Here is a 1,642-nt window from a genome sequence, read left to right on the forward strand (position 1 = left end):
ATGGCTGAATTGCGGATGGAGCACATTTATAAATTTTATGATCAAAAGGAACCGGCGGTTGATGACTTTAACCTTCATATTGCCGATAAGGAATTTATCGTATTCGTCGGCCCGTCCGGCTGCGGGAAATCAACGACGCTGCGAATGGTCGCAGGACTTGAAGAAATTTCGAAAGGCGATTTTTATATTGAAGGAAAACGGGTCAATGATGTAGCGCCAAAGGACAGGGATATCGCGATGGTATTTCAAAACTACGCGCTCTATCCGCATATGACGGTCTACGATAATATCGCGTTCGGGCTTAAACTTCGGAAAATGCCGAAGCCTGAAATCAAAAAAAGAGTCGAAGAAGCCGCTAAAATTCTCGGGCTGGAGGAATATTTGCACCGTAAACCGAAAGCGCTGTCAGGCGGACAGAGACAGCGGGTTGCGCTGGGCCGGGCAATCGTGCGGGATGCAAAGGTGTTCCTGATGGATGAGCCTTTGTCAAACCTGGACGCGAAGCTGAGGGTGCAAATGCGGGCGGAAATCATTAAGCTCCACCAGAGACTGCAGACTACTACGATTTATGTGACACATGACCAGACAGAAGCGCTAACGATGGCGACACGGATCGTAGTCATGAAAGATGGGAAAATTCAGCAGATCGGGACGCCGAAGGATGTATACGAGTTCCCTGAAAACGTCTTTGTCGGCGGGTTTATCGGATCACCAGCGATGAACTTTTTCAAAGGGAAGCTCACGGATGGCTTAATCAAAATCGGTTCTGCGGCATTAACCGTCCCGGAAGGAAAAATGAAAGTGCTGCGTGAAAAAGGCTATATCGGCAAAGAGGTCATCTTTGGCATCCGTCCTGAGGATATACATGATGAATTGATTGTCGTCGAATCATATAAGAACTCTTCGATTAAGGCGAAAATCAATGTTGCAGAGCTGCTCGGTTCTGAAATCATGATTTATTCGCAGATCGACAACCAAGACTTTATTGCGCGGATCGACGCCCGCCTCGATATTCAATCGGGCGATGAGCTGACGGTCGCATTTGATATGAATAAAGGTCATTTCTTTGACAGTGAGACAGAAGTGAGAATCCGATAAGATCAAAAAAACCGGACATGGAGACATGTCCGGTTTTTTGCTATTGAAAATCTCAGAATCAAACCGATGAAAAAGGAGGAAGAAATAGACAGAAAGCAGGAGAACGATGAAACGATTGTTTTTAAGCATCTTTCTTTTGGGCAGCTGTTTGGTTCTTGCGGCTTGCGCTGATCAAGAGGCTAATGCAGAGCAGCCGATGCCAAAAGCGGAACAAAAGAAACCGGAAAAAAAGGCAGTACAAGTTCAAAAAAAAGAAGACGATACATCCGCATGGATCAAAACAGAGAAACCGGCAAAGCTGCCGATTTTGATGTACCACAGCATTTCTTCAGGAAACAGCCTCCGTGTGCCAAAGAAAGAATTCGAGGCGCATATGAAGTGGCTTCATGATAACGGCTATCAGACATTAACGCCGAAAGAGGCATATCTCATGCTGACGCAGGATAAAAAACCGAGTGAGAAGTGCGTGCTGATCACATTTGATGACGGGTACACCGACAATTATCAAGATGCGTATCCGGTGCTGAAAAAGTACGGGATGAAG

The 1,642-nt window shown here is 46.0% G+C and carries 2 protein-coding genes; both read left to right on the forward strand.

The window, feature by feature from the left end; genetic code table 11:
* A complete protein-coding gene (gene msmX / locus ACWHAR_RS20730; protein ID WP_003242648.1) occupies positions 1-1,098 on the forward strand; it encodes a maltodextrin ABC transporter ATP-binding protein MsmX in 1,098 nt (365 codons plus the stop codon).
* A gap of 106 nt (positions 1,099-1,204) precedes the next feature.
* Positions 1,205-1,642 (forward strand): polysaccharide deacetylase family protein (locus tag ACWHAR_RS20735; protein ID WP_452087689.1); only part of this gene is annotated, 438 nt, incomplete at its 3' end.

The sequence above is a fragment of the Bacillus sp. LR--39 genome (assembly GCF_053613335.1).

Excerpts from the sequence above, each read along its gene's own strand:
- msmX (WP_003242648.1), top strand. The coding sequence starts at position 1 with ATGGCTGAATTGCGGATGGAGCACATTTATAAATTTTATGATCAAAAG.